Annotated in this window: 24 protein-coding genes, 1 pseudogene and 2 riboswitches; of the genes and pseudogenes, 9 read left to right on the plus strand and 16 right to left on the minus strand. The window is 53.2% G+C overall.

All coding sequences use genetic code 11. From position 1 onward, the window contains the following. Positions 1 to 2: 2 nt before the first annotated feature. Positions 3 to 482 (plus strand): putative molybdenum carrier protein, encoded by a 480-nt coding sequence (locus ACR3EJ_RS22425; RefSeq protein ID WP_170543914.1) that lies wholly within the window; start codon positions 3 to 5, stop codon positions 480 to 482. Here ACR3EJ_RS22425 and ACR3EJ_RS22430 read toward each other — a convergent pair. From ACR3EJ_RS22430 to thiB, 3 genes are read right to left on the minus strand one after another with little or no spacing between them, the layout of a single operon-like run. Then, positions 470 to 1,162, minus strand: coding sequence for an ATP-binding cassette domain-containing protein (locus ACR3EJ_RS22430; RefSeq protein ID WP_170543916.1), 693 nt, complete (start codon positions 1,160 to 1,162; stop codon positions 470 to 472). The genes ACR3EJ_RS22425 and ACR3EJ_RS22430 overlap by 13 nt on opposite strands. Further along, a complete protein-coding gene (locus ACR3EJ_RS22435; protein WP_170543918.1) occupies positions 1,149 to 2,696 on the minus strand; it encodes an ABC transporter permease family protein in 1,548 nt (515 codons plus the stop codon). The genes ACR3EJ_RS22430 and ACR3EJ_RS22435 overlap by 14 nt, the downstream gene beginning before the upstream one ends. Continuing rightward, complete coding sequence (gene thiB / locus ACR3EJ_RS22440) at positions 2,672 to 3,652, minus strand: thiamine ABC transporter substrate binding subunit (protein ID WP_170543920.1); 981 nt, start codon at positions 3,650 to 3,652, stop codon at positions 2,672 to 2,674. Before thiB ends, ACR3EJ_RS22435 begins: the two co-directional genes overlap by 25 nt. A gap of 32 nt (positions 3,653 to 3,684) precedes the next feature. After that, positions 3,685 to 3,790: riboswitch (TPP riboswitch) on the minus strand. 176 nt (positions 3,791 to 3,966) lie between these two features. Between thiB and ACR3EJ_RS22445 the strand changes: the two genes are divergently transcribed. Then, positions 3,967 to 4,197 (plus strand): type II toxin-antitoxin system CcdA family antitoxin, encoded by a 231-nt coding sequence (locus ACR3EJ_RS22445; protein WP_170543922.1) that lies wholly within the window; start codon positions 3,967 to 3,969, stop codon positions 4,195 to 4,197. Continuing rightward, on the plus strand, positions 4,197 to 4,496 hold the full coding sequence (locus ACR3EJ_RS22450; RefSeq protein ID WP_170543923.1) for a CcdB family protein: 300 nt from the start codon (positions 4,197 to 4,199) through the stop codon (positions 4,494 to 4,496). Before ACR3EJ_RS22445 ends, ACR3EJ_RS22450 begins: the two co-directional genes overlap by 1 nt. 70 nt (positions 4,497 to 4,566) lie before the next feature. On the opposite strand, the gene ACR3EJ_RS22455 is transcribed toward ACR3EJ_RS22450, so the two are convergent. The 5 genes and pseudogenes from ACR3EJ_RS22455 to ACR3EJ_RS22475 all read right to left on the minus strand — a co-directional run bounded on the left by ACR3EJ_RS22455 (position 4,567) and on the right by ACR3EJ_RS22475 (position 8,089). Next, on the minus strand, positions 4,567 to 4,977 hold the full coding sequence (locus tag ACR3EJ_RS22455; protein WP_170543925.1) for a universal stress protein: 411 nt from the start codon (positions 4,975 to 4,977) through the stop codon (positions 4,567 to 4,569). A gap of 13 nt (positions 4,978 to 4,990) precedes the next feature. Beyond that, positions 4,991 to 5,446: a TRAP transporter large permease subunit gene (locus ACR3EJ_RS22460; RefSeq protein WP_480423572.1), complete on the minus strand. Its 456-nt coding sequence runs from the start codon at positions 5,444 to 5,446 to the stop codon at positions 4,991 to 4,993. 64 nt (positions 5,447 to 5,510) lie between these two features. Next, a pseudogene (locus ACR3EJ_RS22465) lies at positions 5,511 to 6,311 on the minus strand (TRAP transporter large permease subunit); the annotation flags it as partial. Positions 6,312 to 6,472: 161 nt separating this feature from the next. Next, positions 6,473 to 7,522 (minus strand): TRAP transporter substrate-binding protein DctP, encoded by a 1,050-nt coding sequence (locus ACR3EJ_RS22470; RefSeq protein ID WP_170543927.1) that lies wholly within the window; start codon positions 7,520 to 7,522, stop codon positions 6,473 to 6,475. 66 nt (positions 7,523 to 7,588) lie between these two features. Beyond that, complete coding sequence (locus ACR3EJ_RS22475; protein ID WP_170543928.1) at positions 7,589 to 8,089, minus strand: TRAP transporter small permease subunit; 501 nt, start codon at positions 8,087 to 8,089, stop codon at positions 7,589 to 7,591. A 643-nt stretch (positions 8,090 to 8,732) separates the two neighbouring features. Here ACR3EJ_RS22475 and ACR3EJ_RS22480 point away from each other — a divergent pair. After that, complete coding sequence (locus ACR3EJ_RS22480; protein WP_260027071.1) at positions 8,733 to 10,196, plus strand: aminotransferase-like domain-containing protein; 1,464 nt, start codon at positions 8,733 to 8,735, stop codon at positions 10,194 to 10,196. A gap of 314 nt (positions 10,197 to 10,510) precedes the next feature. Here ACR3EJ_RS22480 and ACR3EJ_RS22485 read toward each other — a convergent pair whose 3' ends face one another. The 3 genes from ACR3EJ_RS22485 to ACR3EJ_RS22495 form a co-directional block, all read right to left on the minus strand. Beyond that, on the minus strand, positions 10,511 to 11,788 hold the full coding sequence (locus ACR3EJ_RS22485) for a hypothetical protein (protein WP_170543932.1): 1,278 nt from the start codon (positions 11,786 to 11,788) through the stop codon (positions 10,511 to 10,513). Between the two features lie 32 nt (positions 11,789 to 11,820). Further along, positions 11,821 to 12,063, minus strand: a complete 243-nt coding sequence (locus ACR3EJ_RS22490) for a hypothetical protein (RefSeq protein WP_170543934.1) — start codon at positions 12,061 to 12,063, stop codon at positions 11,821 to 11,823. Positions 12,064 to 12,206: 143 nt separating this feature from the next. Further along, a complete protein-coding gene (locus tag ACR3EJ_RS22495; RefSeq protein ID WP_480423574.1) occupies positions 12,207 to 13,436 on the minus strand; it encodes an AGE family epimerase/isomerase in 1,230 nt (409 codons plus the stop codon). Positions 13,437 to 13,866: 430 nt separating this feature from the next. Between ACR3EJ_RS22495 and ACR3EJ_RS22500 the strand changes: the two genes are divergently transcribed. Next, complete coding sequence (locus ACR3EJ_RS22500) at positions 13,867 to 16,869, plus strand: adenylate/guanylate cyclase domain-containing protein (protein WP_170543938.1); 3,003 nt, start codon at positions 13,867 to 13,869, stop codon at positions 16,867 to 16,869. On the opposite strand, the gene ACR3EJ_RS22505 is transcribed toward ACR3EJ_RS22500, so the two are convergent. Beyond that, complete coding sequence (locus tag ACR3EJ_RS22505; RefSeq protein ID WP_170543940.1) at positions 16,866 to 18,518, minus strand: peroxidase family protein; 1,653 nt, start codon at positions 18,516 to 18,518, stop codon at positions 16,866 to 16,868. The two genes, ACR3EJ_RS22500 and ACR3EJ_RS22505, sit on opposite strands and share 4 nt — an antisense overlap. An 18-nt stretch (positions 18,519 to 18,536) precedes the next feature. Continuing rightward, positions 18,537 to 19,604: a catalase family protein gene (locus ACR3EJ_RS22510; RefSeq protein ID WP_170543942.1), complete on the minus strand. Its 1,068-nt coding sequence runs from the start codon at positions 19,602 to 19,604 to the stop codon at positions 18,537 to 18,539. A gap of 332 nt (positions 19,605 to 19,936) precedes the next feature. Further along, positions 19,937 to 20,144, plus strand: a riboswitch (cobalamin riboswitch). Between the two features lie 238 nt (positions 20,145 to 20,382). Between ACR3EJ_RS22510 and ACR3EJ_RS22515 the strand changes: the two genes are divergently transcribed. From ACR3EJ_RS22515 to ACR3EJ_RS22530, 4 genes are read left to right on the plus strand one after another with little or no spacing between them, the layout of a single operon-like run. After that, entirely contained in the window at positions 20,383 to 20,739 is a 357-nt protein-coding gene (locus tag ACR3EJ_RS22515; RefSeq protein ID WP_170543944.1) for a DUF1636 family protein, read from the plus strand. Further along, positions 20,736 to 21,521, plus strand: coding sequence for an ABC transporter ATP-binding protein (locus ACR3EJ_RS22520; RefSeq protein WP_170543945.1), 786 nt, complete (start codon positions 20,736 to 20,738; stop codon positions 21,519 to 21,521). Before ACR3EJ_RS22515 ends, ACR3EJ_RS22520 begins: the two co-directional genes overlap by 4 nt. Positions 21,522 to 21,537: 16 nt before the next feature. Next, entirely contained in the window at positions 21,538 to 22,485 is a 948-nt protein-coding gene (locus ACR3EJ_RS22525) for an ABC transporter substrate-binding protein (protein ID WP_170543947.1), read from the plus strand. Between the two features lies 1 nt (position 22,486). Beyond that, on the plus strand, positions 22,487 to 23,500 hold the full coding sequence (locus tag ACR3EJ_RS22530; protein WP_170543949.1) for an iron ABC transporter permease: 1,014 nt from the start codon (positions 22,487 to 22,489) through the stop codon (positions 23,498 to 23,500). 151 nt (positions 23,501 to 23,651) lie between these two features. Here the strand turns inward: ACR3EJ_RS22530 and ACR3EJ_RS22535 are convergent, their stop codons facing one another. From ACR3EJ_RS22535 to ACR3EJ_RS22545, 3 genes are read right to left on the minus strand one after another with little or no spacing between them, the layout of a single operon-like run. Beyond that, positions 23,652 to 24,575, minus strand: a complete 924-nt coding sequence (locus tag ACR3EJ_RS22535; RefSeq protein ID WP_170543951.1) for a lysylphosphatidylglycerol synthase domain-containing protein — start codon at positions 24,573 to 24,575, stop codon at positions 23,652 to 23,654. Beyond that, positions 24,572 to 25,297 carry a class I SAM-dependent methyltransferase gene (locus ACR3EJ_RS22540; RefSeq protein ID WP_170543953.1) on the minus strand — a complete coding sequence of 242 codons (726 nt, stop codon included), beginning with the start codon at positions 25,295 to 25,297 and terminating at the stop codon, positions 24,572 to 24,574. Before ACR3EJ_RS22540 ends, ACR3EJ_RS22535 begins: the two co-directional genes overlap by 4 nt. Beyond that, positions 25,294 to 26,274 carry a glycosyltransferase family 2 protein gene (locus ACR3EJ_RS22545; RefSeq protein ID WP_170543955.1) on the minus strand — a complete coding sequence of 327 codons (981 nt, stop codon included), beginning with the start codon at positions 26,272 to 26,274 and terminating at the stop codon, positions 25,294 to 25,296. Before ACR3EJ_RS22545 ends, ACR3EJ_RS22540 begins: the two co-directional genes overlap by 4 nt. Between the last annotated feature and the right edge of the window lie 43 nt (positions 26,275 to 26,317).

Genomic DNA, 26,317 nt, shown 5'->3' on the forward strand with positions numbered 1-26,317 from the left:
GAATGTCTGTTTCCAAAATCGTGGCGGGTGGGCAAACGGGCGTTGATTTGGCTGCACTGGATTTCGCACGAAAGCACCATATCCTTTATGGTGGTTGGGTTCCAAAAGGCAGAACAAACGAGGCCGGTCTGATCTCTGTTGAGTACGCTGGATTGGTCGAGACCCATTCACCGGAAGTGATCGAGCGGACAAAGCTGAACGTTCAGTCCAGCGATGCAACGCTGATAGTTGTGAATGGTTCAGACAGTCCTGGCACGCAACAAACAGTTGTTTTTGCAAGGGAGGCCGGAAAGCCTTACCTGGTGCTTGATGTCAGGCAGGGAACGGAGTTTTGCCAACAAAAACTGCGGGATTGGTTGCGCACAAATCCAGTTGAAGTCTTGAACATTGCCGGTCCGCGCGGGTCGGAGGCGCCCGGTCTGGATGTGCAGGTGCGAGATCTACTTGAGGGTTGTCTCGATGAATTTGCCTACCCCAGATAATCACGCAGCGCTGGAGGTGGATTTTCAAATAGCTGCTTGGTTGCAACAGGTGCGTGTGCAACCTGATCCGTAATAAATACCGTTTGCTCGGTTATCCGAAGCGCATCCTGAGGATCATGACTGACCATAAGCAGCGTTGTTCCGGTCTCAGCCACCAGATCCACCACCAGATCTAACATCTCGGCCTTTAGCGCAGGACCAAGGGCCGCAAAGGGTTCGTCCAGCAACAAGACATCTCGCTTTTGAACTAATATTCTAGCCAGCGCGACCCGGCTCTGTTGTCCTCCGGACAATTCGGCAGGTTTTCTGGTTCCCATTTCCGGTAGGCCAACGCGATGCAAGGCCGTCCTTACCATTTCCTTTTCTTCATCTGACAAGCGCCCATTCGGGCGGATGCCCAAGCCAACATTTTGGGCCCCGGTCAGATGCGGGAACAAATTTCCGTCCTGAAACAGCATCGCAAACGGTCTTTTTCCCGGAGACAGTGTGGTCAGACTTTGGTCATTCCAGTGCATCTGCCCGGCCTTTAAATCCCGAAATCCGGCAATGGTTTCCAGCAACGTAGATTTCCCTGCGCCAGATGGGCCAATGACCGCGACCTTGGCTCCGGTTTCGATTTCAAAATCGGCATTCAGCAGAAAGCTGCCGTTCGAGATGATGCATTCATCAAGCTTCAGCATGCCAACGCCCTCCACGATCCAGTATCCAAAACACACCCATCGAAAGTAGAAGCAGCAACAACGCTCCGCCCGCAGCCGCTTGCATTTGGTAGGCCCCCATAAGGCGATAAATCTGCAATGGAAGGGTTGCGATCTGCGCATCAGCGAACAATGCGATAACGCCAAGGTCACCCATCGACAGGGCAGCAGCCAAACCTGCAGCAAAACCGATTTGTGGGCGAAGACGCATCACTATGATGCGGGTGAAAAATGTGCGTTTGTTCATATCCAAAGACAAGGCCAAACGTCTGTGCCGTTCTATCGTGTCGCGCGCAGCGGGCGCGAGTATTCGAAGCGCGAAAGGCAAGGCCATCACGGCGTTAACCAGTGCAGTGACGGGAAGGGCCAGCATAGCTGGATTGGCGACAGGGCGGATCAGAATAAACAGACCGGTGCCGATAACCAGTGGTGATGCAGCGAGGCCGAGAATGCCGCACAGTTCAACGATGCCGTACCTTCCGGTCGCCGCAGAAATAGCCATAGGCACCGCGAGCAGCAACAAAAGCATGGTGCTGATGGTGGCCACGAGGATCGAAGTTGCGGCTGCGCGAAACACTAGGGTGGGTAGTTCGAACAATCCCAACGCGCCTGAAATCACCACAGATGCCAATGGCAAAAGTAGGAATGTTGCTGCGGCGATAATCCAAAACGCGTCCAACAAAGGCGGTCCACCATCCCAACGGCGGATTGCACGGTTGAGGCCCGCCCCAAAGCCGTCCCCTCTCGAAAACTTCAGGGCCGCCAGTGCGGCAGCCGCGGTCAGGGCCAGTTGCAACGCGGATAGCAGCGCTGCACGGCCAAGATCGAAATCATATGTAAACGCCTGATAAATAGCGAGTTCGATCGTGGTCGCGCGCGGGCCGCCGCCTAACGTTAGAGCAACGGCAAAACTGGTCAGGCAGATGGCAAAAATAACGGCCAGCACGCCGGGCAAAACGCGCCGCAGCATGGGCAATTCGATCAATCGAAACATTGCCATCCCATCGCATCCAAGCTGTGCGGCAAGACGAAATCGTTCTGCTGGAACCTCCTGCCATCCTTGCAAAATCAACCGCGTTGCAAGAGGGAGATTGAAGAACACGTGGGCCAGAACGACACCATGCAACCCGTAAATTTGGATTGGGGTAAGGCCAAATACGCCCAAAACATCCGAGATCCATCCAGAGCGGCCAAATACCTGTAGCAGTCCCAATATCGCGACGATCACCGGGAGGATGAATGGCGCCCCCAAGAGCGCTATCAATACCCGTCGTCCACGAAACCGCCGCCGCGCCAATGCACGCGCCACTGGGATGGCCAGTATAGAACTGAACGCTGCAGAGAGCGTTGCTTGCAAAAGCGTAAAGCGCAGTGCCGCCCAGTCAGAGGGATTGAATCCGCCGCTGGTTTCGGCACGTAAGCCAACGGTGGCCAAAGTTCCCAATATCAGCGCGGCGACAAGGGCCGCCGCGCTGATGCCTGGCCATGAGCTTACTGGCTGAGTGCGCCCAGCCATTCCGTCAATGCCTCATCTCTTTTGGTTGCAGCTTCGCTGGGATCAATAATCAGAGATTTCTGAGGAACCACCAGAGTGTCAAAACCTTCGGGCAGCCCCGAGGACGGGGTGACGGCTGGATACATCCAGTTGGTTGTCGGGATGATCTGCTGGAACGCGTCGGATACCATGAAATTCAAAAACTGGTCGGCCAAATCTGAATGATCCGAGCCAGCCAACTTTGCCGCAACTTCGATCTGCATATAATGGCCTTCGTCAAAGGCTGCAGCTGCTTTGCTGGCATCTTCCTCGGCGATCAGATGATAGGCAGGAGATGTTGTGTAGCTCAACACCATGTCAGCCTCGCCATCGAGAAACAGCCCATAAGCTTCGGACCAGCCTTTGGTCACAGTCACGATGTTGTCGGAAAGGTCAGCCCAGATTGCCGGGGCTTCATCACCATAAGCCGCCTTGACCCACAATAGCAGGCCCAGACCCGGCGTAGATGAGCGCGGGTCTTGAATGATGATTTTAGCCTCGCTGTCCGCCAGTTCCCGAAAATTGGCGGGCGCTGACGCATCAGCGTTGTGAACAAAGGCAAAGTAACCCCAATCAAAAGGAACGAAAGTATCGTCGGTCCATTGGATTGGCAGCGCGTAATCAGCGGTTACCGAATGAGGGGCAAACAAGTCGGTTTCCTTGGCGGCGGCGATCAGATTGGTATCTAGCCCCAGCACAACATCTGCATCGGTGTTCTCACCCTCAAGACGGATGCGTGACAACAGGGCAGCACCGTCTTCGACACCCACAAGATTAAGGTCACAGTCACATACTGCCTCAAATGCTTCTTCGACTTCTGGGCCAGGGCCCCAGTCCGAGACGAAGCTGTCATATGTATAAACGGTCAACTGTGGTTTGTCGGCTGCAACAGCCGATGTCGCAGTCAGTATTCCCGCAGCAATTGCCAGATGTTTCATATCATCCTCCAATGCGGCGAGAGGGTAAGGATGGACAAAACCTGTACCTTTCCCTCCGCCGGTTCTAGCCGGTTCAGGTTCAACGGGTTTGCCAGTGGACATCTCAGCGCAGTATCGCGCGCACCCCGAGGTAGGGCTGTGATTAGGGTGACACGAGCGCAAATACAACCAAAATCCTGAGGTTCAAGCCTGCAACATGTCGATTGTTGCCAACTAATCGTTCAGTTTGATGTTGAACTTGATGCGCGTTTTTATACGCATATTTGACGCGCATAATATATGGTGTTAAATTTGCTTATGAGGAGGTTGATTATATGAATGTCCAAGCACGGAAACCGACCAATCTGTCGCTCGATCCCGCTTTGCTTACCGAGGCTCGAAAACTGAAAGTGAACCTTTCGCGGGCCGCGGAGGAGGGGGTTCGTGCAGCCGTGGCGGCAGCCAAGGCAGAGCAATGGCAAGCGGAGAACGCCGAAGCTCTGCAAAGCTCCAACTCTTATGTTGAAAAGCATGGATTGCCCCTGGAGCGGTTTCGTCAGTTCTGATGCCGAAATACGATGTGTTTCCCAACCCCTCTGGCGATGGCTTCTTGTTGGATGTCCAATCGGATCTTCTGAGCGATTTGAACACACGTGTGGTCGTACCCCTATTGCCGAAACCGTACGCGCCGAAACCTGCAACCCGTCTTAATCCAGAGTTCATGATCATGGATGAGCCGGTTGTCATGGTGACCCAGTTTATGGCGGCTGTTCCGACAGGGGTACTCAAATCGCCAGTAGAGAATCTCGTTGACGAGTTTGAAAAAATTACCGTTGCTGTCGATATGCTGATGCAAGGCTTCTGAAAAGCGATGGCCGGCCAAATAGGCCAGCCATCAACAATTTGCAGAAGCGGTAGGTTATTGGTCTTCGGTCCTATTTTCCACGAAGTACAACAACGCTGCATTGGGCATGCCGGACAACACGTGCAGCCGTTGAGCCGATCAGATAGTCCGAAAGACCCGGTTGATGCGACGCCACGATGATGCAATCCGCTTTGTGCTTTTCAGCCCAATCGAGGATCGAGTTTGTGGGATGCCCGGTCACGACATGCGTACTGATGTTCGAAGCCTCCACGGCTGTGCCCAGTCTTTCTTCAAACTCTGAAACGCTTTTCTGAACCTGTTCCGCAGGAAAGTACGAGCCGATATACGAAGGAAGTTCTTCGAGAACCGATAGCACCGATACGGTCCCTCCGTCTGCCAGCAAACGGCTTGCAGCATCCAGAGACAAGGAGCAGTCGTTGATGTGATCGGGTGCGACTGGAACGAGGATATGTTTATACATCGGAACCTCCGAATTATTTCAGGATGCTTGGCAGCCAGGTTGCGATCTGCGGGAAGATGAAGATTAGTGTCAGACCAACAAACTGCAGCACAACAAACGGGCCAACCGAGTTGTAGACATCGCCCATGCTGACATCTTTGGGCAGAACCCCTTTAATCCAGAACAGCACGAAACCAAACGGAGGTGTCAGATAGGCGATCTGGATGTTCACGATGAACAATGCACCAAACCACAGCTTGTCAATTCCCAACTCGTCAATGATTGGAATGAACAGCGGGGTACACAGCATGATGATAGCCCAATCGTCCATCACCATACCCAGAACGAGGATGATCAGCATCATCATCAGCAGGATGCCTGTGCTGCCGCCCGGCATAGAAAGTACCAGGTTGGTCAAAAGGTCCTGGCTGCCCAGAGTATTGAACACATTCAGATAGACAGTTGCACCTATCAGGATCCACAGACCCATGCCGCTGAGTTTCAAAGTGGAAACCAGCGATTCCTTCAAAACTTCCCAGGTCAGCTTTCCAGGTCAGCTTTCCGTAGATCAGGTTGATGACAAATGCACCCGCCGCACCAAATGCCGCTGCTTCGGCAGGCGTTGCGATTCCGCCCCAGATGACACCCAGAACGATGATGATCAGCAGTGCAAATGGCCAGATGCTGAGAACTGCGGTCAGTTTTTCGGCGCGGGTGAATTTCTGATCTGCAGGCAGCGCGGGGCCCAGTTCAGGCTGAATTTTGCAGCGTACGCCGATATAGATCGTATAGAATGTCGCCAGCATCAGGCCCGGCAAGAGGCCTGCCATGAACAGATCACCGATCGAAACCTTGGCCAGCAAACCATAAAAGATGAAGGGAACGCTGGGAGGGATCAGCGCGCCCAACGCACCGCCAGCCGCGATACAGCCAATCGCGATACGGCGATCATATTTATAGCGCATCATTGACGGGTAAGCGATTTGACCCATTGTGGTCGTTGCCGGAGGTGTGATGCCGGTGATGGCAGCAAACACCGTACAAACCTGTACCGTGCCCATCGCGAGACCGCCATGAATATGGCCGATCAGTTTGTAAACGGCATCATAGGCCGTCTCGGCTATCCCAGAAAATCGTATGAGTGAACCCATAAACAGGAATAGGGGAACTGTGACCAGAACCGAGTTCCAGGGCGTTGAATAGAAGGCACTTGGTACCGAAAGCAGCGCGCGAGGTTCAAAGACTAAGGCAAACAGCACCGCCGTTCCACCCAAACCGAACGCAACCGGCAGGCCCATAAAAAGGATCCCAAACAGTATTAAGAAATACAGCGCTGTAATTAGTTCGAGGCTCATGATCTTTAGTTTCCTTACCTAGTGGCCGTTCGCGCGGTCTATGTCAGGTTGCTTGCCTGCAATCTTTCGAACGCTGGCATGCGCCTATCTAATCTGCTGGCCCAATAGTCGGGCCAGCAGAAGCGTTTTAAGCAATGCGTGAGCTTTCACGCGGCGCGGGATTATTGCGCGTTTGCCTTGTCTTCCAGGAACTTCTTGTAGATTTCGACTCCTTTGGCGTTGCCATCCGAAGCAGCTGCAACCTGAGGCCACACTTCCGCAATGGACTTCTCGCGCATACGAGCAACTTCTTCGTCGCTCAGCTCGATCACTTCACCACCGGCATCACGCAGGATCTGCAGCGCTTCTTCCACGCCTTCCGCATGCATGCGGCTGGTTTCGAAGTAGGTTTCTTCAAAGACGCCATCGATCTTTTCGCGCTGCCAGTCGGTCAGGGCATTCCAGCTTTGCAGGTTGATAAAGATTTCCTGATGCTGGGCAGGGTTCCAGCCGGGCATGATCGCATAATCGATCACTTCGTGGAACGACATGTCGTCGATGCCGCCGGTGTCCCAGTATGTGCCTTCGATCGTGCCCAGTTTGATGGCAGTATAGATTTCGCCACCATTCATCGATACCGGCGCACCGCCCATGGTCGAGTGGAAGATGGCCTGAGGACCACCGGCACGCATTTTGTGCCCTTCCAGATCTTCCATCTTTTCGACACGGAACTTGGTGAACATCGCGTTCGGGCCCTGGTTGGTCCAACCAGCCCAATGCAGGTTACGGGCATGCGCCGCTTCCTGAACGATGTCGCCTACGCGATAATCAGGGTTGCCCCACATCACTTCCCAGGCTTCTTCGGTGTTGTTGGCGCCCATGGCCATACCAAAGGCCAGCATGCCTTCGGGCATATCGCCACCATAGACAGAGCCCCATCCGGCATAGCCGTCGGTCAAACCCGCTGCGGCAGCGCCAAAGGCCTCTGCGCCACTGACCAGTGCCCCGGCGGGCTCAACGCGGATTTTAACGGTGCCTTCGGTCGCTTTTTCAACAGCTTCAACCCAAGGGATCAGGCCGTTGTCCCAGCCAGCATCGGTCTGGTCAAATGCGGGTTGGAAAGTCCATTCAGTGACTTCATCCGGCGGCCCGTCCTGAGCGACGGCTATGCTTGCGGTCACCGCAAAGGCGCCCGCCCACATCGTGGTATGCATAAACCTGTTTGGTTTCATGTTAGTTCCTCCTCGTTAGTGGATCAGTTTGTTTTCGTGAAATTATGTGTATCCGGGCAAACGGCCTTAGCCCCGCCCGAAGATCGTTTGCAGATCGCGGAGCAAGTGTTTCAAGACCACCAAAAGTACCATTACACCGCTAAGCGGAATGGCAAACTTGATTGGATAGATCGGGATCGGGATAGATGTCGGAGTTTTCTGGTTGAGCATCAATGACAATGACGCGGCCTCGTATCCTTTCCAGATCAAGGCGACCAGAAACAGAATAGCGATCGGCGCCGTCAGGACGTCCAAGATCGCTTTTGATCGCTTGCTTGCATTTGCGTAGAACAGGTCAAGTTTGACAAAGCTGTCATGCTGCAGCGCGTAAACACCTCCGGTACAGGCCAACAATACCATTGCTGCCTGCAAAGTGGTTCCAATCCACTGTGACGGTGCGTTGAGTACGTAGCGCATGAACACATCCGACACACCAAATGCCATGCAATACAGGATCAGGAACCAACCGATACGGCCCATGACCTCTGAGATTGCGCTTGTCAGTTTTTCCAATCCGCGCATCAGCATTCCGACCTCACTGTGTTTTTCATGGATATGGTTCTCCCTCAAAAATTCCGAGTGTAACTTCGATGTTCTCTGTCTCTGGCGGCAAAGTTCAAAGGTAGCTAACTCAGACGTATACCATGCAGTCGTTGGCTGAAGCTCATCTCAGAGTGTTGACGCGTATTCCACTCATGCAAAACCATGCGAACGGTCTCCCTCCCTTATCGCATCGAACGATCCGAACTACTCCTAGTTTCGGTGTGGAGCCTTCCGGATCGCTACAGCAAACGCGATGGAGTACCGCTGAGAAAGATACAGTTGCTTGTAATAATGGGTACAGATTGTATCGCGCGAGGCGTTCGGTGATCGCCATAATTTGTATCTGACCGCATACTGATGGCGGGTGAACATACCCACCTACCGGACACTTATTGAAGTCACGTTTTGGTAGAAGCGCTTTTATTACATGAAGTTGGTGGAAGTTTCTTTTTGAGTTATCATCAATCGACTCGTAATCAGATCACCTGTTTCCGACTGCGATTCCGGAGCGACGATTGGGTATAACTTGCCTTTTGCCTTTCGCAAGGAACACTTGAAAACAAGGATACAGTTTGCAAGTCGCGCGGCGGAAACTGTGACTGGGACCCTGTAGGATATGACACAACGATTGAGTATTGATAAATCTCAGTCCAGCGGCTTGCGTGACCAAATTGTCTCGCAGATATCGCGGCTCATATTTGAAGGTTTGATGCCGTCCGGTCTGAAGCTTGCGTCCTGCCGCGTGTTGGCGCGGGATTTAGATGTTTCTATTAATACGGTTGTCGCAGCCTATCGTAAGCTAGAGGAAGAACAACTGATCGAGGCACGGCCAAGATCCGGCTATTTTGTGTGTTCTGACCGCGGGATACGAACGGACAGTGATGCGATTGGCCGGTCGAATACCAGGCCCGCTACATCAATTAGCCAGAAACTGAACAAACTGCGTCGTACTGAAGAGATTGAGACAATCCCGCGCCCAATAGACTGGTATAAATATGCTTATCCCTTTGTGTGTAATCAGATCGATGATGGTGTGTTTCCAGTTGCGGATTGGCGTGAGTGCACCCGGCTGGCAATGAACCGAAAAGACCTCAAGATCTGGTCCGCAGATGGACTTTATGATGACAGCCTAGAGCTTGTCGAACAGGTCAGGCAACGCATTTTGCCACGGCGGGGAATTTTCGAGCCCAGTGAATCGATACTGATTACATTGGGTTCACAGAATGGGCTTTTTATTACCAGCCTGCTCTTTGGCGGGCGTGAACGTACTGCGGTAATGGAAGATCCGGGTTATCCGGATGCTCGGAAGATTCTTCAGGCCAATTTCGGCAAGGTGAGCTTTCAACCCGTGGATGAGGAAGGTCTCATTGTTGACGAGCGGCTGCGCGGCGCGGATCTGGTGTTCATCACGCCTAACCGGCAACACCCAACCACAGTCACGTTGTCTGAACGCCGTCGGCGAGCACTGTTGCAAGCTGCTGAGGATTATGACTTTTACATTGTCGAAGATGACTACGAATGCGACGTGGACTATCGTCATTCACCGCTTCTGCCGTTGCGGAGCCTGGATGATACCGACCGCCTGATCTATCTGGGCAGCTTATCCAAGGGGCTCTCGCCAGGTTTGCGACTGGGGTATCTGGCAGCCGCGCCTGAGTTTATCGATGCAGCGCGAGATTGCCGGGGCATGATGATGCGCCACCCACCCATGATACTGCAACATACTGCCGCCGCGTTCATCAGGTTAGGATATTACGACGGTTTGCTACGCCGGGTGCGGCAGAACTATGAACAACGCTGGCATTTGGCAGACTCGATGATTCGTGAGCGGTTACCCAGCTTTCTGAGAGCAGGTGAATTCGGTGGTACTGTTTTCGTTCTAGCCGATCCCGATGAAAAACTCGAGGCTAAGACAATTTGTGATGCAGCACTCAGACGGGGCGTAATCGTAGAGCCGATTGGAGCGTGTTTCTCGAAGGCAGCGGAAGGGAAGCATCATTTCCGAGTTGGTGTCTCATCAATCCAACCGGGGTTAATCCCGCAAGGAATTGAGCTGTTATCCAACGTCGTGACTGAGTTGCAGGGTACGTGAAGGCTTGTTTGAAATGAAGCCCAAGCTGATCCCGAGAAGTCTGTGTGTAGGAGTTCGGTAAGTTTAATCGCCGAGAGCGGAGTTTTCACCCGTGAAGACCCGCACAAGCAGGCTCGAGATCCAGCTTAGGGCGTACCATGTCAGTAAGAAGCCAACACATTCCAATGCAAATGAGCCCCATTTATAAAATAAGTCGGCTATGACGAATGCACTCAACAACCACGGTCCTTCTTGGCGCAAAAAAGACTTTATTCCTTGTGATTTCATCGCTGTATGCATGGTATGATCCAATCTTTTGAAACTAATCTAGTTGGTTAGACTATTGCAGGAGGATGACGTCGAGGCGCGTCATAGCGCTGCTGTGAGAACCAAGTCATTGTTGGTTCGATGTCGCTTTGCGTGCTCCCACCTTGCAGCGTGTAGCCAGCGGCAAGCCAGGTAAATCCGTCATCTGCAATCTCGGCACAGTTCGTGTAGTCTCCCCATTTGCCCAAGGACGGCGTATGCGTTCCTTGCCGCGCGAGGGACAAGCGCCAAACTCCATCTATATCGTCATAGGTACCAATGACATGACTTGGATGCAGATTGCCCCCACCGGCGAAAATCGACAGCCCGACGTCGCCGAACCGATTTACGGCTGTCGAGGGGTAGGAAAACGCGATCTGATCATTCCAGATGTCAGGCTCGTCGATCAGGGACATTGTGGCTTCGTTGATGCGAACGGTCCGGACAAATGGGTTTGGCCTGTTGGCTTGTTTGTTGGCTGTCCACATGAACCCCAGCGCGCCTCGCCCTAACCAACCGGCCATTATGCGTGGATCGGTCCTGGACATCCAGTCGCCGCCTCCGACTGTAGGCGCGGAATAGCTGCCCGCAAACCACGGGGTGACATCGATGTCGAATTCATCAACGTCCGGTGAGTTCTCTGGCCACCTGAACACACGGATTTGCGAGTTCGAATTGTGGCTGGCGAAGTACATCGAACCGCGCGCGCCCTGAACACAACGAAGTGAGAAATTGTGCTGCGTTTCGAATATGTCAAAAGATAATCCAGCGGCAGCTGCAAGTTCGTCCAGCGATATTCGCAATATGACGCACCTCCTAAAAAGGTTGCTGCTGGCCGAGAACACGTTGGTTCCCGCATACAGGTAATTTTCTGAAAGAGAGACATGGTTGTAGTCAAACCATTCGCCGTTCCACGATGGGTCAATTCCCGCCGGTGTGAAATCCCAGAGGTTCCAGTTGTCATTTCCAAGTGTGCGGCCTTGCTTGACCGCAACACGTAATGTGTTGGTCCCGTTCTGTTCGATATATTGAAGCAGCCAGATCAATAAATCCCGGCTTGGGTCATAAATGGTGGTCTGATCGCAGCAGAAACCTCCATCTGCTGGCGGAAACAAGGTGAAAGGGCTCATATGCGACCAGCTTTGGCCACTATCCAAAGACCGGCTGGCGTACCAGTTTCCAGTGGCCAGTATCTGATTTCCGTTGTTTGAGACCGTGGGCTCGCCGACTGTCGACGTTTGCCCGTTTGTATCAAAATCTGTTAGATTTACTGTATTGAATATCCTTGGCTGATGGGTCGAGGGCATGGCAGCCTCCGTAATAGTAATGTCAAAATGTGTCAGTAATCCAATTCGGTTGGGTCCGCCTCGCTTGCAGAACTGGCAGAGTTGTCTTCCTCCAATGGCGGACCACCCTTTCGGCGAACCTTTGAAACCTTCTCGTCGCGTTCACTAAGAGTTTGGGGTGTCATCAGGCCAGATGCTTCTGCCCTTTCACCTAAAGCGGAATGGGCAGACGGTTGCGGTCGAACCTCGACATTTCCTTTGCGGGTACTGTGCTTTTTGCTAGCTTGATTTGCCATTCATCTCTCCTATCCGTTCGTTTGGAAACGTATCCGAATTGGCAGGTCGTCAGATGATGTTGAATATGCCTACATTACCAGATTTCCCCCGATTCTTCAATTGAAGGGCTTCTGCACGCTTTTGAATGACAGGGATTGGCAGGTCAAAACGGCAGCATTCTCGATAGGCGACCTGAACACGGAAACAGGCAGGCCTGTAGGGAATGATAGATGTCTGGTTTCCCGTTAAAGATGGATGTTACGACCTTGCCGTTTTCGTCCACCGCCGGAAACCAGCCGCCATTTTGATGGTCCACAAATCGTTCATTCGCATAACCCCAGAGAGTTCTGTACCAGTGCTCATCTTCTGCTTTTTTATCAATTCTGATCAATGCAGCGACGGCACTGATCGCTTCGGTTACAGGCCACCAGAACCGGTTCTCGTTTGAGACTTGTCCATCAAAGTCCAACGTATAAGCGATGCCTCCGCCGGGAAGCCAGGCATCACGCAGGGCCTGTTCAATCAACTGACGCGCAGAATGCGGTGCGCCGGTGTTCGGGCGACCCGACAGATCCCAATATTGCAGTTGCAACCGTCCCAATTCAAACGAATGTCCCGGAGTTGTACCGGCTGGCCTAAACATCGGATTGCCCGCATATGCGCGATCAATCTGCCAGTCGCTCGTGTAATGTTCTGGCAATCGCCAGTTTTCTTTGGGTGCGACTCTGCCGACAAAGAAATCCAGAATGCGGCCTGCACGGGATAAATACACCTTGTCCCCTGTTGCTTCAAACGCGGTAAGCAGGGCTTCGACACCATGCATATTTGCATTCATCCCGCGATAGTCGGAGAACGGCGTCCAATCTCTGTTCCATTCGTCGCAAAACAGCCCCGCTTCTTCGTCCCAAAATTGTGTATCCAGAACCTTTCGAGCGTAAGTCATGAGCATGTCCGCGCCCGGATGACCTGCCTGCTTTGCGCTCGCCGCCGCAAGAAGAACAAAGACGTGCCCGTAAGCCAGTTTGCGATCATCAACGACGCGGTCACCTTCCAGCGCCCAGAAAAATCCACCAAATTCCGCGTCTCGGTGATAGCGCTCAAGATATGCCATACCGTGGTCAACTATCTTTTCGGCACCCTTAAATCCGAAGAGATGACCCAAGGCATAAGAATGGATCATTCTGGTGGTCGTGTGCAGTTCCTGCACCTCGCCAGGCAGGGGGGTGCCGTCATGATCAAGCAGAAAGAAACCAGGCCCATTTCGGCAGCTTGCACTGAAAAATTCAAGCTGATGACGAGCCTGTTCCATCAACCAGTTCTGGTGCTCTGGCGTGTCCAGCCAAAAACCTGTTTCAGAATCCAGCCCGACCGGAAGTAGCTTATCAGTTGTCATTCTTATCGTCCCACCTGCGTTAAACGACGGTGCACGCCGCGTCTCACAATACCGCCATTGAGGCTTTCAATGCTGCAATCGCATCAATTCTTCCAGAATGGTAGATGCCTAATTTTGAGGAAACACTACCACCCCCGATTTGTTTGACCAGACCACGGGAGTTTAGGGCAATTTTTGTGTAGTGATTGGTGAAATTGGACCAATGAAGTTTCGCACGGGAAGGCAGTCTGCACCTGAGTAACGCTGGACATAGCCAGATAGCCTTGCATCATATAGGCTGTGTTCGCAGCTTACATGTCGCCAGACTGCAATGGCGAGTGCAGGTTTATATGAGGCTTTGCGAGGGGGGCATGTTCTCATTGTTCAGTGTTAGTTCAATTGTGAGCAAACAATCGCATAGTCATGCGATGTCTGAAAACGGTGTGAGCTGATGGTACTACACCCGGCTGGTCCTGATACTGATCTTGGCGCGATGGAGCATCGCCATCTCACAGTCATGATGGTGGATCTTGTCGGATCAACTGTTCTTGCCCAGACCCTTGATCCCGAGGATTTGCTATCGACCACGCTGCGCTATCAGAAATTGGTCGAACATGCCACCCATGCCTTTGGAGGCAGCGTGCTGCAGATCGTCGGTGACGGAGTTTTGGTGGTCTTTGGGTGGCCTTCTTCCTGTGAAAACAATGCCGAAAGGGCCATGCGCTCGGCTTTGCGCATACATTCTGATCTGGCCGAGTTGTCTGGCCCGACCGAATTGAAGTGCCGCATCGGAATCGCTTCTGGCGTCGTGCTGGTCGGGGATATTGCACTCGGGAGCAACATCCAGCCGGATGCGATCTTTGGATCTACGCTGAATCTTGCTGCGCGGTTACAGGCCCTTGCTGAACCCGGTGGGACGCTGATATCCGCTGCGACCCGCGCACTGGGGGGCGAGCAGCTTGAGTTCGATGGCCTGGGTGCAAAGAGCCTCGCAGGATTTGATCGGCCCGTTCCAGTGTATCGCTTGGCAGGTGAGACCCGAATTCAGGTATTGGATAAAGACCGGATACCTTTGATCGGGCGGGACGCTGAGAGAGCACAACTTCATGCGGCTTGGTCTGACGTGGAAACCGGCAAAGGAAGGGTAATTTATCTGCAAGGTGAAGCAGGAATTGGAAAATCCCACTTGATCCGGGACCTGCGTACGTCGGTGGGCCCCCAGGCCTGGGTGACGTATCATTGCAGTCCTTTTCATGTGAGCTCACCCTTTTTTCCATTCATCTCACAAATTGAACGCTGGTGCGGAATTCTCGACAGCGACGACATCGCGATCCGACGAAACCGAATGACGGAACATCTGGGCTATATTCTGGATGACGGCCAGTTGGGCACCTTGTTTTTTGTTCTCGCGCCAGGACCCGGCGATCATGGACCCGCCAGCGAAGAGGCGCTGCGCGCCGAAATCGTTACGATATTCTGTCGTGTCTTTGAAGGGTTAAGCCGCGAAGGGCCGGTGCTTGTCGTGGTCGAGGATTTGCAATGGGCAGATCCGTCGACCCTTTCGGTTCTTCAAACTGTGGCAGAGCATCTTAGCAAATTACCTGTTCTGCTATTGTTGGCCGGGCGAAATCCTGTCACGCGGGCTATGGAAGAAAGCATCCCTTCGCTGCAGATAACTGCACTATCACCGCTGGATGATGACACCGCTGCGGTTTTGGCCGGTGCCGCATCAAATGCGCAGCTTAGTGATGAAACCATGGCGCAGATCGTGACCCGCGGGAACGGCATTCCACTTTTCATCAAAGAATGCGCGACTGCTATGGCAGCTTCACCCGAACGTGGGCTGGGGGCCATTCCCGCGACACTTCACGACCTATTGTCGCAGCAAATAGACGAAGTGGGTGAATTGCGCCGTACAGCTGTCGAGGCGGCAGTCATAGGTAGTACATTTGGCGTACCAATGATGGCGCATGTCAGCGGCATCTCAGAAGCTGAAGCTGATGAGGCAATACACCAGTTAGCATCAACAGGTTTACTGCAACACCTTCCGGGTTCAGGGAAAAATGCGAGCGGGGCCTGGCGGTTTAGGCACGAACTTGTCCGCGAAGCAGCCTATCAAAGCCTCGTACGGGACCGGCGTGCGCATTTACATCGACGCGCAGCCGAAGCCCTGAATGAACAGCCGGAGGCGGCCCGCAAACCGGAACAGATTGCACGTCACTGGGAGTTGGCAGGTGCGCCCGACAAAGCCGTGGCTGCCTGGATCGAAGCCGCTCGCAAAAACCTGCGTCGCCATGCCAATCAAGAAGGTGCGCAGCACGTTAGAAACGGACTGCGATTGCTGCAGAAACTGCCTGCCGAACATCGTGAAGAGGCAGAACTTTCCTTGCAGTTTCTGCTTGCAGCCGCCGAACGCGTCCGGATCGGATATGGCGCGGATTCTGCAATTTCAGCGTTCGACCGTAGCTTTGAACTTTCCAAGAAACTCGGAGATCGCCGCACTTTGGTGCGCGCCGGCAGGGGTCTCTTTACCGCCGCGATGGTCAAAGGGGATTATCGCAAGGCCGAGCATTGGGGACAGGCGATGATCGATGCCCATGATGATCACCATACGTGCATGGTCGGCAATTACATACGTGGATCAGCGCTTGCACCGCGTGGACAGTTCATAGCCGCGGCGACTGCGCTGGAAAAAGCAGCTTTGCACGCCGAAGCACACGCTGCTGAGGCAGGAAACGATCCGGATGTCGCGGCGATGTTACAGATCGAGAGCATGGCTGCCTTGGTCGACAGTTTCCTGGGGAATACTGAACGTGCTTTGGCTCGCGCCAAAAGTGCGGTTGATGCTGCAGGGGCATTGGGGCAGTCGCTGACAGTGGCAAATGCGATGCATTGGCAGACCGAGATCTACATGCAGACCGATCATCCGGATTATCCGCATATGGCAAAGACTTTTGCAAAGATCGTGCGAGACAGTGTTGGCCCATATTACAACGCGGTTGCAACCGCGCATCTCGCGGGTGCGTCGATACGTTCGGGCGAACCGGCAAAGGGCGTCGCCTTGCTGCAATCGGCCTGGGAAAAAATGCATGCAACTGGAGCCAAGGCGGCAGGTGTTCTTGTCCATACTGAACTTGCGCGTGGCTTTCTCGCGCTTGGTCAAATCCCACAAGGTCTGGAAGCAGTTGATGCTGGTTTAAGATTTGCGGATCAAACCGGAGAGCGGAATTACGAAGCCGAGCTAAACCGGATCAGAGCTGCGCTGCTGGCAAAGCAGGAAGACGCTTCTGACGAGGCCGAGGCCGCGTGCCGAAGGGCGATACAGGTGGCCCGTGATCAGGGAGCCGCTCTATATGAGAAACGAGCATTGGAAGATCTGGCCCGTCTGCGACCAGTTGACCCTGAGATTGCTGCACGTCTTGCCAAGCTGAATGATGCCGGGGTTTCGGCCTAGAGCCTTCGGCCCAATGCACAGTCATCCGGGGCAAGATTCAGACCAACAAATTCAGCGACCTGCGCAAATGAAGAGGTTTTTAGCAGCAGCCGATGACCCGTTTGCGAAAAGGTCTTGACCGAGTACAGGTTCTTTGAGACCATTGGGTTGTTCATGAGTTGCGTGATCGCGTCATACCCCACCATTGACGTCATCAAGTCACCCATAATGACGGTCCCCTTGTGCTGCTCGGCGAACAAGCCCGGAAACAACTCGATCCGGTCAACATTGCAATACATTCTGCTCAGGTCGGCGATTAGCTCGTCGGCGAAGGGCTGATCCCCCACAAGATCCGCAATGCTCGAGTGTACTCGACGTTTAAAATGATGACGATAGGCGTTCAGCGAGGGAAGTCGTGCTTTGCGTGTAAGGGCAATCGTTGCTTCGACCGGTGAGGGCACACCTTCTGCAGGCCTTTCGAACAGAAAATCAGGTGTATTGCGCAGCGATATCCTGGCTGCGGGTTGGCGCGAGAGAGAGCGGATCATTTCCTCAAGTCCCGTTTGTTCGACGAGTCGAGGGTTGAACCGGAATCCAGTCGGCTCGACCTGAGCGCCGTCGATGATGAAACGCTCGGGGATCATTGAATGCCAACGGTAAAGCAAATTGAATTCAATCGCGATTTGGTTTGAATGATGCCAACGCTGCCAGCGGTTGACGCCGACCGGCAGATGAAAAGGCATGTTTGCCACGTGGCTGATATAGTCCTCAATCACCAGCTTGATCAGCAGCGCGATCAGAGTGCACCGCGTGGTTTGGAACACGCGCTCTTTATCCCAACCGTCAGTGCCGCGTTTCTCGCGCAAGAGAAGATCGGCAAATGTATTGTGCGCGCGCATCATCAATGTGTTGATGGCAGTATAGCCGATCGTGCCGTTGCCGTTGTCCAGGCCGGTTGCGTGAAAATCAAGCAGCCTTTGATCGACTTGTTGGCGCGTCAGCTCGGGATGCGCGCGTTTCAAGGAGTTACGCAGCTTGCAAGGATCATGCAGGGGCCGCGCGGCATTATCACCCTCGGCGAGACTGCCATCAAATGGCGGGGCCAGCTTAACTCCACCGGATTGATCTTTCTGGAACAGCTTCGGTGGCCACATCTCGCCGTTCTCATCCATCCGAAACGCCAGTCGGTGGGTCATTTCGCCTGTTTCGGGGTCTCTTTCGCGCAACATATCAGTTTGAAAATCATTCAACCCGTAGATCTGGCAAAGATCGACTTCGTGGTTTGAATCAGTCTGATCAAACGGTCCGGTTGGCCCGAAGGTCCGCAGAAAGCTGTCGGTGAACCATTGCGCGACCGAGATGAAAAGAACGGTCGTGCCTTGCGGGCACAATAGGGTGAGCGGGCTGCCATCTATCTGTGTTCTGCGGCGAAACAAGTCGGCCACTTCACTTTCCGATGGCAGGATCGGCGAAGGATCTTCGGGCGGTGTGTGACGACCAATCCAGCGGTTGGAATAGACGCCTGGCCAGCTGGTATAGTCCGCACCCAATGTATAGGGCCGCGGCCGGTGCACCCGCGCTGCATTCGCAAGCCTCATAGCTGAGATATAGCTTGTCGTGCGTGGTGCGATCTTGAACCCAAGATTGATAAGATCATCAATATTCAGCATCTAAATGGCTCCAATTGATCATCGGTTTGGAAAACGGGCGCGGGCGAGGCTGAGGTAAGTCTTAAGCCGGATTGCGTTGATCGGGCCCAGAGGTTTGTGCTCGGCGGTCACACGCCATGGTGAAAATGACAGGGTATCACCATCGAGCGGATCAAATGCTGCATCTTTTTCGATGGTAATATCTGCGATGGGTGTAACCGTGCGATGAAACGGGTCAAGTGGTGCGTCTGGCTGTGGATCGCAGGCCCATCTGACGCGGTTATCGAGCGGATCGAAGTCGCCATCGTTACGCGGTGGTTCGATTATACAGAACTCAAATCGATTGCCGTCACTGGCGACGTCCTGACGGAGTTTCAGGCTGATGCCGTCATGCTCGTCCACCGGTTTAGTTGCTACCTTATGTCGAACGCTGCGGGCGAGGTATCGTACTGTCAGGTCAGTCCCCAGCCGATAGGGCGTCGTTGACCAGAAATGCGCCTCGAATGGCGACTGCATGTAGTTCGAGGCAAAATCGCTCGCAGTCTGAAGACGTCGCCTGCCTTTTTGTGTGGCAAATGCGCGAAACAGGGCCACCAACCCTCGAGTGATCAGCTTCAATGACCAGCTGCGACGCTTATTTGCCGCGTGCTGTAGGGCTTGCAGTGTGGCGATCAGGCTGCTTAGCCGTTCATAATCGTCGGAAAGGTAGCTGGGGAAAGTGTCCCGATCGACAAGAACAAAGTCGAACTCATCGCTGATTTGAGAGATGTTGAGTTGTGAAAGTGCCTCGACGTCGATCAGTTTGGTGCCCGGCACATCAAATAGTTTGACCGCCATTCCATGGGCATCGGTTTTGCGATCATCCAGATGCGCACCGTTGGAAAAGCGAACTGCTGCAGAATAACTTTCTGCTTTTTCGAAAAGGCCATGGCGCAACCTTTCCGGCAGATCGTCCCGGATTGTGAAAGTGGCTTTGACACATCCATGGCTGCGCCCATGTTGCGCTCTTAACCTTCGACCTTTCCACTTCGCGATCGCTTCAAAATTCTGATCGATGATATCGTCAACCACGTCTTCAGGTGAAGTGTTTGGCAAAGAATGTGTCAACGAACCCCCTTTTCCCGAGCAAGCCCAGGCAATAATTAACCTCTACAAAGATATCTGACAGCCAACCCCTTCTAAATGCCCGCAGATTAACCCTTTTTGGTTTTTCTTTCAAATAAAGTGACTTATGGCAGCCTTATTGCCTCATTCCTTTTGATCCCAAACAGCCGTTTTCGCGTCAGAATGAAGTATACCGGTCAATAATTGGTCGGGTGGGATCAATCGATTTACGACTTCGAAACGGACGCGGTTGGCGCCGTAATCGCTGGCGTTGCGTTGGCTTACCTTCGAAGACTTAAGCTGACAGAAAGTTATTGACGCATTTCTTGATCTCGGGCACTCAGGCAACAGATGGTTCCCAACGATACGTCAGAGGGATGAAAAGGGAATACGGTGAGGAATGCCAAGCGGCGCCAATTCCGTAACTGCCCCCGCAACTGTAAGCGGTGAGCTATGCCAAATAGCCACTGACCCCAAGGGTCGGGAAGGTTGGCCAAGCGCGGACCCGCAAGTCAGGAGACCTGCCATCAATTGTTCAACCAACCCGGGGCGGGGCGTCCTGGAAGGAGGTATTGATGACACGTTTCACACGTGTGCACACGACTGGCAGCTTCCGTCTGCGCTTGGAAACAAGCGGAGTGAGAAATGCGAAAATCGCTGATCAATACATTGTCGACAACGTGAACCGCCGACGCGGGGTGCCCAAAGCGGTGTTCAGAATATTCAAAGCGTTACGATATAACATTGCAAAAACCTTAATTGCGCAATAAACGGTGGCGAGATGACGAACAATGTTGATCATATCCTTCTTGTCTGCGCGAGCTGCAGAAGTGGCGAAAGTGCAAACAAAGTACCCCAGGCGTTGAAGCATAGATTGCCGAGGGAATTTGTGATCCGCTCTGTGAATTGTATGGCGGGTTGTGAAAGGCCAACCACCATCGGCTTTCAGTCCCTTGGCAAAGCACAATATCTATTTGGTGACATTTCTACAGATGAAGATTTGGACGCGATCGTTGAATTTGCCCATCAGTATCTGCGCAGTGGCGATGGTTGGACAAATGCCACTGATCGGCCACGGGCATTGTTCACAAAAACTCTCTCACGCCTGCCGCGTATTGAGCTTGAGGAAGCGCTATGACCAAGCAAAGCTTTCTGATTGCCGAAAATCTGGAATATTACGCGCTTAACGGAGATATCTTGTTGCAAGGCGTGTCGTTCGCCTTGGACGAGGGCGCTATTCTTGCGATCGCTGGTCCGAACGGGGCAGGTAAAACTACGCTTTTGAATCTACTCTGTGGTGCCGAGGCACTGGCATTGGGGGATGTGCGTATGAATGGACAAAGCCTCAAGCACCTATCCGCAAAAGAACGCGCCCGCATGATAGCCGTTGTCAGCCAGCAGGAATTTCCTGACGGGCGTCTGTCACTGCGTGATTATGTGGCATTGGGTCAGATTCCCATTCGCGCAGATCGCTCGGCCGAAGATCATGCATGCGAACTGAACCGGATACTTGACCTCACTGATCTGGCTCCATTGGCAGAAAAGCGGATGGCTCAGCTTTCTGGGGGCGAGCGTCAGCGTGCGCATATTGCGCGCGCCTTGGCACAAAACCCCTCATTGCTGTTTCTCGATGAACCCACAAATCATCTGGACCCTGACGCAAAGGGGCGGATGCTATCGCTGGTCGCTGATCTTGGGGTCACAGTGGTAATGATCGTGCACGATCTGGTCATGATCCCTGAATTCGCCACACATGTTGCTTTGATGAAATCCACGCGCCTGACCGGATTTGGCACGGTCGCCGAAGTTCTGACGACCGAACGGGTCCGTGAAACCTTTGGCGTGGATTATCTGTGCTTTCACCATGAGGGTCGCGTGATACCGGCTCTTGATATCCGAAGAACCACTGTTTCTACATAAACTCAGGAGAATATTGATGAAACACATCTGGTCCGTGGCTTTGGTCACTGCCATTGCAAGCAGCGCTGCAGCGCAGGAAGTCACCGTGGACAATTGCGGCGAACCCCTTGTGTTTGAGACGTTGCCGGAACGGTTGGTCGTGCATGACATGAACATGACGGATATGGCTTTTGCTTTGGGGCTACAGGACAAGATCGTCGGCCTCACCGGGATCACCGGCTGGTACAAGACCAGCCCGGAATTCGATACCTTGCGGGGTGACATTCCGGAGCTCGCGCCGAAATACCCCACTGTTGAGAACCTCGTCGCAGCGGACCCAGATTTGTTTTTCGCGGGCTGGTATTATGGAATGAAACCGGGTGGGGATGTGACACCAGACACATTGGAACCCTTCGGGATCAAAACCATGATCCTGACCGAAAGCTGTGTGCATTTGGACAAGGATCGCCCCGAGTCCAGCATGGACCTGCTGTTTGACGATGTTCTGCGTCTTGGCAAGGTTATGCAGGTCGAGGACAAGGCCGAGGCGCTAGTGAGCGAATGGAAAGACGAATTGGCCGCGATCGAGGCGCAAACGACCGAGTTGCCGAAACCTCGAGTTTTCTTGTTGGATGGTCCGGCGGATGCACCGTTCACTGCTGGGAAGTTTGCCATTCCCGATGCTATGATCGCTGCGGCGGGTGGTGAGAATGTCACCCATGACATGGATACAAGCTGGGGGCGTAGTTCCTGGGAAGCCGTGGCCGCATCTAACCCCGAATTCCTGGTGCTGCTGGATTATCAGACCGGCAACGGCGCGGCAGATACCTTCAAATTCCTGCAAGAGCATCCGGTGATGTCGCAGACAGATGCCGTCAAGAATGAGCGTTGGATCGGGTTGCGGTACGAAGAATTGACACCTGGCCCCGCAAATATTGAGGCGATCTCGAAAATGGCTCAAGCGATGCATCCGGGCCTCAACTGATATGGGCCGATTTGGCCTAACACTTCTGCTGGGGGCGGCTATTTTGGCCGCCCTTGTGCTGGTTTCCACGATTTACGGAACCACCTCGATCCCGGTGTCTGAGACATTTACTGCTATTATGCGTGGCACGGGTATCGACGACGGCGAGATGTCTCCGATGCACCGGATCGTGTTTGATCTCAGGTTGCCCCGTGCATTGTTCGCCGCTGTGATAGGCGCCGGACTTGGTATCGTTGGCGTCGTCCTACAAACCACCACTCGCAACGATCTTGCCGACCCTTTTCTCTTTGGTTTGTCTTCGGGGGCCGCCGCAGGTGCGGTGTTTGTCATCACCGTAACCGGAGATGTGCTGGGTTTTTGGACACTGCCGCTCGCCGCCTTCTGCGGAGGGCTCGTCGCGTCAGGCGTTGTATTGGCGCTGGTTCACGGTTTGCGCACAAGTGCGCCAGAGAAACTAATCCTGGCAGGATTGGCGGTTTCATTCCTCTTTTCAGCCATCACCAACTACTTGATATTTGCGGGTGACAACCGCGCTGCCCACTCGGTGATCTTCTGGATGCTAGGTGGATTGGGCCTGGCCCGCTGGGAGACGTTCCCCCTTGTTTGTGTTGGGCTGATCCTGATCTTAACGTATTCTCTGTATCGCAGTCGTTGGTTGGACGCGCTGCTTACGGGGGATTTAACTGCAGCAACTCTTGGGGTCCCTGTTCAGGGATTGAGATTCAGCATGTTTTTCGCGGCAGCTTTGGCAACTGCAGTTTTTGTCTCGGTGGCGGGTGTGATCGGATTTGTTGGCCTAATGGTGCCACACATAGCCCGCGGAATTGCGGGACCTTTGCACAGCCACCTTGTACCGACTGCCGCAATTGTTGGCGCTGCGTTATTGACCGGTTCGGATATTCTCAGCAGGCTTTTACTGGCGCCACAGGAGTTGCCAGTAGGGATTGTCACGACTTCCATAGGTTCGGTTTTTGTATTTTTGCTTTTGTTCAGAACAGCAAGAAACCAGCGGTGAATTTAAGTGACTAACAGCCGCAGCTATCGCTTTCCGGATTTAATCGCATCTCCGCTTGTTAATGGTTACAATGAGCCTAAAATTGATTGCTTCTCAATAGTTTACTTTATCTAAAAGATGCAGTCGGGTTACAAGTTTGACAATCAAATGATCATTCTACTCTTGGCGAGATACGCCACAGAAAAGCGCCGCCGATAAAGAATGCCAGATCACCTAGTGATGTGACCACGCGGAACAACCCGATTGCAATCAGCGCTTCTGCCTCAGGTATGTAGGCCTGTAAGAAGATGAGCAGAACAAACTCACGGATTCCGATCCCTCCAGGCGCGCCAGGAGTGACATAGCCTAACAGCCATGACGTAACGGCAATGACTATGATCGCAGGGTCATAGTCACCGGAAACCAACCCTACCAATACCAACAGAGTAAAGCCCATGGCTAAGAAGAAGATGGAAGCAAGCAACGATCCGTAGATAAGCCTTTGTCGCGACGGCGCGTTGGGGAGTGTTCGAAGTTTTCTTGTAATCAGTATGATCATCAAAATGGCAATAACCATCGCTGTCGGTACAAGCCAATGAATAGGTATGACATCAGATATTTCTAGTGAGTGGGGAGCTGCACCAAATGTAAATCCAATTAGAGCGAAAAGCCCCGCGACCAGAATAAGAGTGCAAATTTCAAGAATATTTGCGAGCGCCAACCCACCCTGACTTGCTCCATGGTCAGCCATAACGATATGTCGGCCCAAATATTGAAACACGTTTCCCGGTAGATATTTCGCGATCTGCGTTTTGGAGTAGGTTGAAAACGTCAGTGCACGTGAAAATGTTTGGTCTTGCGTTCCCTGGACCAGCCCATGCCAAAGCTCGGCCAATAGCAGCAAAGCGGTTGCATAATAAAATATTGCCGCAAATACGATTGCCCACGCCTGCCAGCCAGGAGACCAAGCCGCAATTTGGGACCAGTGCTGTGCAACCGCGACGGTAAAATAGTACAAAGTCACGGCAACAATGGCCCAGCCTATCACGCGTAGCGCGCGGCGCTGTCCACGCCCTAACTTGTTTGGAAGTGTCATTTCTCTGCTACAGGGGTGGGTTGGATCAGTGTCGTTTGATCGGGGTAGGGCAGTGATGGAACACGCCCCCGGTAGGTCTTGATCTGTGCCTTCACCGCTTCAATCGGGCGACGATATTCCCGTCTGCCGGAGTTATCAAATACGATCATGCCACCAGGTGCAACGTGTGCTATCGCGTGCCTCAAACAAGCCACCCGTGCGCGTCCGTCTATGATGATGACGTCGAATGGACCTTCTGCGCCTTCGATTGCAGTGACATAATTTTCGAAACTGCGCGAAGTATTGCCGGGTTTTTTTGATCCGTACTCTGGATTGTAGTTGGCATCGGGCTCAATCAGCCTCAATTCAACGTTGGAAAACGCGCTCAGCCGGTTGGAAATTACAGGATGCCAATCGACATCATGTTCGACACTGGTGACATGATGAGCGCGCCGCGCGGCCCAGATTGTGCTTGCACCGCTGCCGTATTCAAAAACGCGTGGATTGTCTCGCTGGGCGAGAAAAGCGTCGACCTTGTCGATGGCGCCATAACTCCACCAGGGCACGTCCAGATCAACCATTGCATCAATATCGTGAATGGCAAAAAGGCTCAGCCACCAATGAGCGCGTCGATCCGGAAGGCGTCGTTGAAGCGCGCTATAGACCCCGGCAGTGCGGGCAATTTTGCCCGCTCCTCGAAGGGTTGAAACATAAACTGACTTGGCGATACGAGAGGCGGTCATTCTTCCATGTCCGATCGCTTGCGTGAGACCTCTGCGGAAGCCAGTTCCATGCGGCGTATAGTTTCCAATGTCTGCTCCTGCAGCCGCCGATTAACTGCAATCGCATCGGCCAGAAGCGCGACCGCAAAATTGATTACCCCTAGAACGATCAGAACGCCACCCAAAACGAGCGATTGAATGTTTCCCTGTCCCTCGCCCATCATGAATAGAACGAGGAAGCGAGCGATTGGTAGCAAGCCGAAGCATATCAAAACAACGCTTATCAGCGTAAAGAACTGTAAGGCCCGATGCATCGCGTAAGACCGCAGCATCGTAAACACCTGTTTACGGATAAAGCTGCCCATATTTTTTGCCAGTCGCGATTCGCGCAGCTGTGGGTTCGTGCCCACGGGAACAGAGACCACACACAGATCGCTGTTTCCGGCTTGGATGAGGGTCTCTACCGTATAGCTGAAGCTGGAAACTACGTTGGTGCGCAGGGCCGCCTCACGGGAATAGGCACGAAAGCCTGAAACTGCGTCTTCTACATCCAGACCGGACATTCGACGCACGACAGCGCTGCCGAGCTTTTGTAAACGCTTTTTTAACGGGCCAAAATGTGTGATCTCGGAGGTGCCGCGGTCGCCTACAACGATATCAGCTTGATTGTTTAGGATCGGTTGCACTAGATCACGTATTGATGCCCCTTGGTACTGATTGTCACCATCAGTGTTGACAACAATGTCTGCCCCACGTTCAAGGCAGGCCCGAAGTCCATACGAAAAACTACGCGCCAACCCTTTGTTGCCCTTATTTCGCAATATGTGGTCGACGCCGCAGGACTTCGCTATCTCAACCGTTTCATCGGTAGAGCCGTCATCAATGATCAGAACTTCTACTTCATCGATACCATCAATCTGACGGGGGATGTCAGCGACAGTCTGGGCCAAACTGCCTGCCTCGTTGAAGCATGGGATTTGAACGATGAGTTTGGTCATGATTTTTTTATATCTGTTATGATTATAGGTGAAGTGGCCTGCG

Source organism: Ruegeria sp. AB11, assembly GCF_056536325.1.

What these genes read in the sequence shown, in the direction of transcription:
- ACR3EJ_RS22425 (WP_170543914.1), top strand. Translation starts at nt 3, where the DNA reads ATGTCTGTTTCCAAAATCGTGGCGGGTGGGCAAACGGGCGTTGATTTG.
- ACR3EJ_RS22430 (WP_170543916.1), bottom strand. Translation starts at nt 1,162, where the DNA reads ATGCTGAAGCTTGATGAATGCATCATCTCGAACGGCAGCTTTCTGCTG.
- ACR3EJ_RS22435 (WP_170543918.1), bottom strand. Translation starts at nt 2,696, where the DNA reads ATGGCTGGGCGCACTCAGCCAGTAAGCTCATGGCCAGGCATCAGCGCG.
- thiB (WP_170543920.1), bottom strand. Translation starts at nt 3,652, where the DNA reads ATGAAACATCTGGCAATTGCTGCGGGAATACTGACTGCGACATCGGCT.
- ACR3EJ_RS22445 (WP_170543922.1), top strand. Translation starts at nt 3,967, where the DNA reads ATGAATGTCCAAGCACGGAAACCGACCAATCTGTCGCTCGATCCCGCT.
- ACR3EJ_RS22450 (WP_170543923.1), top strand. Translation starts at nt 4,197, where the DNA reads ATGCCGAAATACGATGTGTTTCCCAACCCCTCTGGCGATGGCTTCTTG.
- ACR3EJ_RS22455 (WP_170543925.1), bottom strand. Translation starts at nt 4,977, where the DNA reads ATGTATAAACATATCCTCGTTCCAGTCGCACCCGATCACATCAACGAC.
- ACR3EJ_RS22460 (WP_480423572.1), bottom strand. Translation starts at nt 5,446, where the DNA reads ATGGGTCTGTGGATCCTGATAGGTGCAACTGTCTATCTGAATGTGTTC.
- ACR3EJ_RS22470 (WP_170543927.1), bottom strand. Translation starts at nt 7,522, where the DNA reads ATGAAACCAAACAGGTTTATGCATACCACGATGTGGGCGGGCGCCTTT.
- ACR3EJ_RS22475 (WP_170543928.1), bottom strand. Translation starts at nt 8,089, where the DNA reads ATGCTGATGCGCGGATTGGAAAAACTGACAAGCGCAATCTCAGAGGTC.
- ACR3EJ_RS22485 (WP_170543932.1), bottom strand. Translation starts at nt 11,788, where the DNA reads ATGCCCTCGACCCATCAGCCAAGGATATTCAATACAGTAAATCTAACA.
- ACR3EJ_RS22490 (WP_170543934.1), bottom strand. Translation starts at nt 12,063, where the DNA reads ATGGCAAATCAAGCTAGCAAAAAGCACAGTACCCGCAAAGGAAATGTC.
- ACR3EJ_RS22495 (WP_480423574.1), bottom strand. Translation starts at nt 13,436, where the DNA reads ATGACAACTGATAAGCTACTTCCGGTCGGGCTGGATTCTGAAACAGGT.
- ACR3EJ_RS22500 (WP_170543938.1), top strand. Translation starts at nt 13,867, where the DNA reads ATGGTACTACACCCGGCTGGTCCTGATACTGATCTTGGCGCGATGGAG.
- ACR3EJ_RS22505 (WP_170543940.1), bottom strand. Translation starts at nt 18,518, where the DNA reads ATGCTGAATATTGATGATCTTATCAATCTTGGGTTCAAGATCGCACCA.
- ACR3EJ_RS22515 (WP_170543944.1), top strand. Translation starts at nt 20,383, where the DNA reads ATGACGAACAATGTTGATCATATCCTTCTTGTCTGCGCGAGCTGCAGA.
- ACR3EJ_RS22520 (WP_170543945.1), top strand. Translation starts at nt 20,736, where the DNA reads ATGACCAAGCAAAGCTTTCTGATTGCCGAAAATCTGGAATATTACGCG.
- ACR3EJ_RS22525 (WP_170543947.1), top strand. Translation starts at nt 21,538, where the DNA reads ATGAAACACATCTGGTCCGTGGCTTTGGTCACTGCCATTGCAAGCAGC.
- ACR3EJ_RS22530 (WP_170543949.1), top strand. Translation starts at nt 22,487, where the DNA reads ATGGGCCGATTTGGCCTAACACTTCTGCTGGGGGCGGCTATTTTGGCC.
- ACR3EJ_RS22535 (WP_170543951.1), bottom strand. Translation starts at nt 24,575, where the DNA reads ATGACACTTCCAAACAAGTTAGGGCGTGGACAGCGCCGCGCGCTACGC.
- ACR3EJ_RS22540 (WP_170543953.1), bottom strand. Translation starts at nt 25,297, where the DNA reads ATGACCGCCTCTCGTATCGCCAAGTCAGTTTATGTTTCAACCCTTCGA.
- ACR3EJ_RS22545 (WP_170543955.1), bottom strand. Translation starts at nt 26,274, where the DNA reads ATGACCAAACTCATCGTTCAAATCCCATGCTTCAACGAGGCAGGCAGT.